Source organism: Stenotrophomonas sp. HMWF003 (assembly GCF_003061285.1).
Classification (GTDB): domain Bacteria; phylum Pseudomonadota; class Gammaproteobacteria; order Xanthomonadales; family Xanthomonadaceae; genus Stenotrophomonas; species Stenotrophomonas maltophilia_AP.
In genome coordinates this window covers 9,419-15,351 of record NZ_QAIW01000083.1, presented here as the reverse complement: position 1 = coordinate 15,351, position 5,933 = coordinate 9,419, and the positions used below count along the sequence as shown (strand labels likewise).

Annotated in this window: 4 protein-coding genes; 2 read left to right on the top strand and 2 right to left on the bottom strand. The window is 67.9% G+C overall.

Annotated features, from left to right (window positions below):
• Positions 1 to 1,592, bottom strand: a 1,592-nt coding sequence (locus tag DBR34_RS03335; RefSeq protein WP_128095691.1) for a catalase, incomplete at its 3' end; no start/stop codon positions are given.
• A gap of 176 nt (positions 1,593 to 1,768) precedes the next feature.
• Between DBR34_RS03335 and DBR34_RS03330 the strand changes: the two genes are divergently transcribed.
• Together DBR34_RS03330 and DBR34_RS03325 are read left to right on the top strand one after the other, a co-directional pair.
• Positions 1,769 to 2,476, top strand: coding sequence for an AraC family transcriptional regulator (locus DBR34_RS03330; RefSeq protein WP_038686947.1), 708 nt, complete (start codon positions 1,769 to 1,771; stop codon positions 2,474 to 2,476).
• Between the two features lie 75 nt (positions 2,477 to 2,551).
• The gene (locus DBR34_RS03325; RefSeq protein ID WP_181393887.1) at positions 2,552 to 3,940 is read left to right on the top strand and encodes an amino acid permease; all 1,389 of its coding nucleotides are present in this window, start codon (positions 2,552 to 2,554) and stop codon (positions 3,938 to 3,940) included.
• 262 nt (positions 3,941 to 4,202) lie between these two features.
• On the opposite strand, the gene gcvP is transcribed toward DBR34_RS03325, so the two are convergent.
• Positions 4,203 to 5,933 (bottom strand): aminomethyl-transferring glycine dehydrogenase (gcvP, locus tag DBR34_RS22065; protein WP_258223637.1); only part of this gene is annotated, 1,731 nt, incomplete at its 5' end.

The window sequence follows — 5,933 nt, the reverse complement described above, 5'->3', positions numbered from 1 at the left end:
GGAAAATCCTGCGCAGGAGTGGCAGTCGGCGCGGGATCGGGCAGGGCAGGCATCGCCAGACCCGCCGCCACGCGTTTGGCTAGCGCGTCATCGATGTTGCGCAGGTGGCTCACCGTGCGCTCGCGCACCTTGACGGTTTCCACCTTGGACAGCTCGAACACCAGCGCCGATGCCAGATGCGCCTGTTCGGGCGCCTCCAGGCTGCGGAAGAACATCCCCGCCTGGCTGTAATGGTCGGCGAAGCTGGCTGCGCGCACGCGACCCTTGACCCCGTCGTCGGGGGCCGTGGCATGGCTGGGGAAGCCCTCGGGGGTTTCGCGCGGGGTGTCGTCCTGCAGCGAGCTGGGATCGTAGGCCACGCGGCCCTTGGGCACCTGCATCTGCATGTGGCCGTCGCGCTGGTGGTTGGCGAACGGGCACTTGGGCGCATTGACCGGAATCTGGTGGAAGTTCGGCCCGCCCAGACGGCTGAGCTGGGTGTCCAGGTAGGAGAACAGTCGGCCCTGCAGCAGCGGGTCGTTGCTGAAGTCGATGCCCGGCGGCACGTTGGCCGGGCAGTAGGCCACCTGCTCGGTTTCGGCGAAGAAATTGTCCGGCCAGCGGTCCAGCACCATGCGCCCGATCACCGTCAGCGGTACCAGCGATTCGGGGATGATCTTGGTCGAGTCCAGGTGGTCGAACGGGAACGCCTCGGCATCTTTTTCGGTGAACAGCTGCACGGCCAGTTCCCACTCGGGGAAGTCGCCGGCGGTGATCGCCTCGAACAGGTCGCGGCGGTGGAAGTCGTTGTCGGCGCTCTGCAGCTTCACCGCCTCGTCCCATACCGTGGACTGGATGCCCAGCTTGGGGCGCCAGTGGAATTTGACGAAGGTGGATTCACCGGCCTCGTTGAGCAGGCGGAAACTGTGGATGCCAAAGCCTTCGATGGTGCGCAGCGAGCGCGGGATGGTGCGGTCGCTCATCGCCCACATGATCATGTGCATCGATTCGGGCATCAGCGACACGAAGTCCCAGAAGGTGTCGTGCGCGCTGGCCGCCTGCGGGAAGGCGCGGTCCGGTTCCATCTTCACCGCGTGGATCAGGTCGGGAAACTTGATCGCGTCCTGGATGAAGAACACCGGGATGTTGTTGCCGACCAGGTCCCAGTTGCCTTCGCGGGTGTAGAACTTCACCGCGAAACCGCGCACGTCGCGCGGGGTGTCCACCGAACCGGCGCCGCCGGCCACGGTCGAGAAGCGGGTGAACACCGGCGTACGCACGCCCACCTCGGTCAGCACGCGCGCGCGGGTGAATTCTTCCAGCGACCGGGTCAGCTCGAAATAGCCGTGCGCCGCGCTGCCGCGGGCATGCACGATGCGCTCGGGGATGCGCTCATGGTCGAAGTGGGTGATCTTCTCGCGCAGGATGAAGTCTTCCAGCAACGTCGGCCCGCGCGGGGTATCGCGCAGCGAGTTCTGGTTGTCGGCGACCGCAATGCCCTGGTTGGTGGTCAGCGGCGGGTGGGTGCCGCCGGCGTGCTGATGCAGTTCGTCCCCTTGGCCACGGCTGTCGGCGGGAGATGCGGGTTTGGTGCGGGGCTTGCTGGCGGCCATGTGGCGGCTCCGGGCTGGCGGGAAGGCAACCCCCACACTGGCGTGCACGGCGTTAATCGCGGGTGCGAAAAGACCGGCACGCATCCACCCGCGCTTCACATGCGGCGCCCGGGCGCTGGGTGGCGCGGACCCGGACGGGTATCCTTGGCTCGAATCTCCCGCCCCCTGTCTGCCGCATGCGCGTAGAACCTGCCGACATCGAAGCCCTGTTTGACGCGATCCCCGACGTGCTGTTCTTCATGAAGGACCGCGACGGGCGCTATACGCACATCAACCAGACCATGTTGCGCCGGCTCGGCCTGAAGTCGCGCAAGGAGGTGATCGGGCGCACCGCGGCGGAGATCTATCCGACCGGGCTGGGGGCCGATTACGCCAGCCAGGACGAACAGGTGCTGGCCGGGCGGGTGATCGAGAACCTGATGGAACTGCACCTGTTCGCCAACCGCGAGCCGGGCTGGTGTCTGACCTGCAAGCGGCCGCTGCTGGTGGACGGGCAGGTCAAGGGGCTGATCGGCATTTCGCGCGACCTCGGCCAGAAGGACAGCCTGGGCACCCAGTACGAGCAGCTGCGGCTGGCGCTGGCGCACCTGAACGCGCATTACGCCGAGAACGTGCGCATGCAGACCCTGCTGGACATCACCGGGTTTTCGCTGTCCAAGCTGGAGCGCACCTTCCGCAAGGTGTTCCAGATGACTCCGCAGCAGGTGCTCACCCGCCTGCGCATCCAGATGGCGGTGCACCTGCTGCACGGCGGCGACAGCATCGCCAGCATCGGCCAGGCCTGCGGCTTCACCGACCAGAGCGCGTTCACCCGCAAGTTCAAGGCCGAAGTGGGGGTGTCCCCGCGCGGCTACCGCGCGCAGATCGGCGAGCGCGACCGCTAGGCCCGGCTGGGCCGTGTGGCCTATGCCGCAGGCCAGCCGAACAGGTATCGTGTGGCACCTGTTGCCCGCCCAGCGATTCCGATGCCCGCATCCCAGACTCCGACGCCAGCCGCTCCCCGCCTGGGCCACGCCCTCAAGCCGCGCCAGCTGATCATGATGGGGCTGGGCAGCGCGATCGGCGCGGGCCTGTTCCTGGGCTCCGGCGTGGGCGTGCAGGCGGCCGGACCGGCGGTGCTGCTGTCCTACCTGGTTGCCGGCGCGCTGGTGATCATCGTGATGAACGCCCTGGGCGAGATGGCCGCGGCCAAGCCCACCAGTGGCGCGTTCTCGGTGTACGCGGCCGACGCCATGGGCGCCACCGCCGGGGCCACCGTGGGCTGGCTGTGGTGGGTGCAGCTGGTGATCGTGATCGCCGCCGAAGCGGTGGGCGCGGCTGGGCTGCTGGCCACGGTCTGGCCGGCGGTACCGGTGCCGATGGCCGCACTGGCCTTCATGCTGTTCTTCACTGCGATCAACCTGCTCGGGGTGAAGAATTTCGGCGAGTTCGAATTCTGGTTCGCCATTCTCAAGGTGGTGGCCATCATCGGCTTCATCCTGATCGGCGTGGCACTGTTGATGGGCTGGCTGCCGGACGTGGCCTCGCCGGGCCTGTCCAACTTCACCGCGCACGGCGGGTTCGCGCCCAAGGGCCTGGCCGGGGTGGGCGCGGCGCTGCTGGTGGTGGTGTTCGCCTTTGGCGGCACCGAGATCGTGGCGGTGGCCGCGGCCGAAACCGAAGACCCCGAGCGCAGCATCGCGCGCGCCATCCGCACCGTGGCCTGGCGCATCCTGGTGTTCTACATCGGCTCGCTCAGCGTGATCATCGCCGTGGTGCCGTGGACCAGCGAAGCGTTGAAGTCGCCCTTCGCGGCGGTGCTGCAGGTGGCCAACATTCCCGGCGCGGCCACGGCGATCACCCTGATCGCAGTGATCGCGCTGCTGTCGGCGCTCAACGCCAACCTCTACGGCGCCTCGCGCATGATGTACTCGCTGGCCCAGCGCCAGGAGGCCCCGGCCGTGCTGGGCTGGACCGACCCGCGCCAGGTGCCGATCATCGCGGTGCTGGCCAGCGTGCTGTTCGGTTTCGCGGCCACGGTGATGGAACTGCTGTTCCCGGACAAGGTGCTGCCGGTGCTGCTCAACATCGTCGGCTCGACCTGCCTGCTGGTGTGGACCATCTCGCTGCTGTCGCAGCTGATCCTGCGCCACCGCGCCAACCGTGACGGCACCCGCCTGCCGTTCCGCATGGCCGGCTACCCGTACCTCACCGTGATCGGCCTGGGCGTGCTGGCGCTGATCTTCGGCCTGCTGCTGTCCGAGTCGCACACCCGCCTGCAGTTCCTGTCGATGGCCGCGCTGACCGCGGTGATCGCCATCAGCAGCGAAGTCGCCCGCCGCGTGCGCGCCAGCCGCCGGGCCGACTGACGGTAGTGCCGGCCGCTGGCCGGCTCATCACCTCACCACCCGGTAGTGCCGGCCGCTGGCCGGCTCTGCACCTCACCAATCGAGATCCGGTAGTGCCGGCCGCTGGCCGGCTCTGCACCATGCCGATCGAAACCACGCCGATCGGCATCCATAGGAGCCGGCCAGCGGCCGGCACTACCGGCGTCGAGTGCGACGGGGCATCCCGCCAAGAAAAACGGCCCGCTTGCGCGGGCCGTTTCCTGTTGCGACAGGGCAGGGAGGCTTAGACCTCCACGCCCTCGTCTTCCTTGTAGGCATCCACCGGGATGCACGCACACATCACGTTCTTGTCGCCGTACACGTTGTCCACGCGCGCCACCGGCGGCCAGTACTTCTGCTGGCGCAGGCTGGCCAGCGGGAAGGCCGCCAGCTCACGCGGGTAGGCGTGCGCCCACTCGCTGGCCGACACCGCGGTGGCGGTATGCGGGGCGTGCTTGAGCGGGTTGTCCTCGCGGTCCAGGCGGCCGTCTTCGATCGCGGCGATTTCCTCGCGGATCTGGATCATCGCGTTGATGAAGCGGTCCAGCTCGTGCAGCGATTCGCTTTCGGTCGGTTCCACCATCAGCGTGCCGGCCACCGGGAAGCTCAGGGTCGGGGCGTGGAAGCCGAAGTCGATCAGACGCTTGGCCACGTCCTCGGCGGCGATGCCGGAGGTCTTCTCCAGCGGGCGCACGTCCAGGATGCACTCGTGTGCCACCAGCCCGTTGCGGCCGGTGTACAGGGTCTTGAAGTGCGGGGCCAGGCGCGTGGCGATGTAGTTGGCGTTGAGCAGCGCCACCTGGGTGGCCTTGCGCAGGCCGGCGGTGCCCATCAGGGTGATGTACATCCAGCTGATCGGCAGGATCGAGGCGCTGCCGAAGCTGGCCGCGCTGACCATGCCCACCGGGCCGTTGTCGCCCAGCTTGCCCGGCAGGAACGGCGCCAGGTGCGACTTGACCGCACACGGGCCCACGCCCGGGCCACCGCCGCCGTGCGGAATGCAGAAGGTCTTGTGCAGGTTCAGGTGCGACACGTCCGAGCCCCACTTGCCGGGCTTGGCCACGCCGACCAGGGCGTTCATGTTGGCGCCGTCGGTGTACACCTGGCCGCCGTGCGTGTGGATGATCTCGCAGATCTCCACCACCTCTTCCTCGAACACGCCGTGCGTGGACGGGTAGGTCATCATGATCGCGGCCAGGCGGTCGCTGTACTTCTCGGCGTTGACGCGGATGTCTTCCACATCGACGTTGCCGTTGGCGTCGGTCTTGGTCACCACCACCTTCATGCCGCACATCTGCGCCGACGCCGGGTTGGTGCCGTGCGCCGAATCCGGGATCAGGCACACGTCACGGTGGTCGTCACCGCGCGAGCGGTGGTAGGCGCGGATCGCCAGCAGGCCGGCGTACTCGCCCTGCGCGCCCGAGTTGGGCTGCAGGCTCACCGCGTCGTAGCCGGTGCATTCCACCAGCATCGCTTCCAGGCTCTCGATCAGTTCCTTGTAGCCGGTGGCCTGGTCGGCCGGGGCCAGCGGGTGGATGTTGGCGAACTCCGGCCAGGTCACCGGAATCATCTCGGCGGTGGCGTTGAGCTTCATGGTGCAGCTGCCCAGCGGGATCATGGTGCGATCCATGGCCAGGTCCTTGTCCGCCAGCGAACGCAGGTAGCGCAGCAGTTCGTGTTCGCTGTGGTGGGTGTTGAACACCGGGTGGGTCAGGAACGCGCTGGTACGCACCAGGCCGGCCGGCAGCGCGTCGGCGGTGCGGGCGTCCAGGGCATCCACATCCACCGTGGCACCGAACAGCTGGCCCAGGGCCACGATGTCCTCGCGGGTGGTGGTTTCATCCAGGCTGATGCCGACCGCTTCGCTGTCGATCGCGCGCAGGTTGATGCGCGCGGCGGCGGCCTTGGCGTGGATCGCCTTGGCGTCGATGTCCTTGACGTGCAGGGTATCGAAGAAGTGCTCGCCCACGTTGAC

Coding starts and splice junctions, on each gene's coding strand:
- DBR34_RS03330 (WP_038686947.1), top strand. CDS start 1,769: ATGCGCGTAGAACCTGCCGACATCGAAGCCCTGTTTGACGCGATCCCC.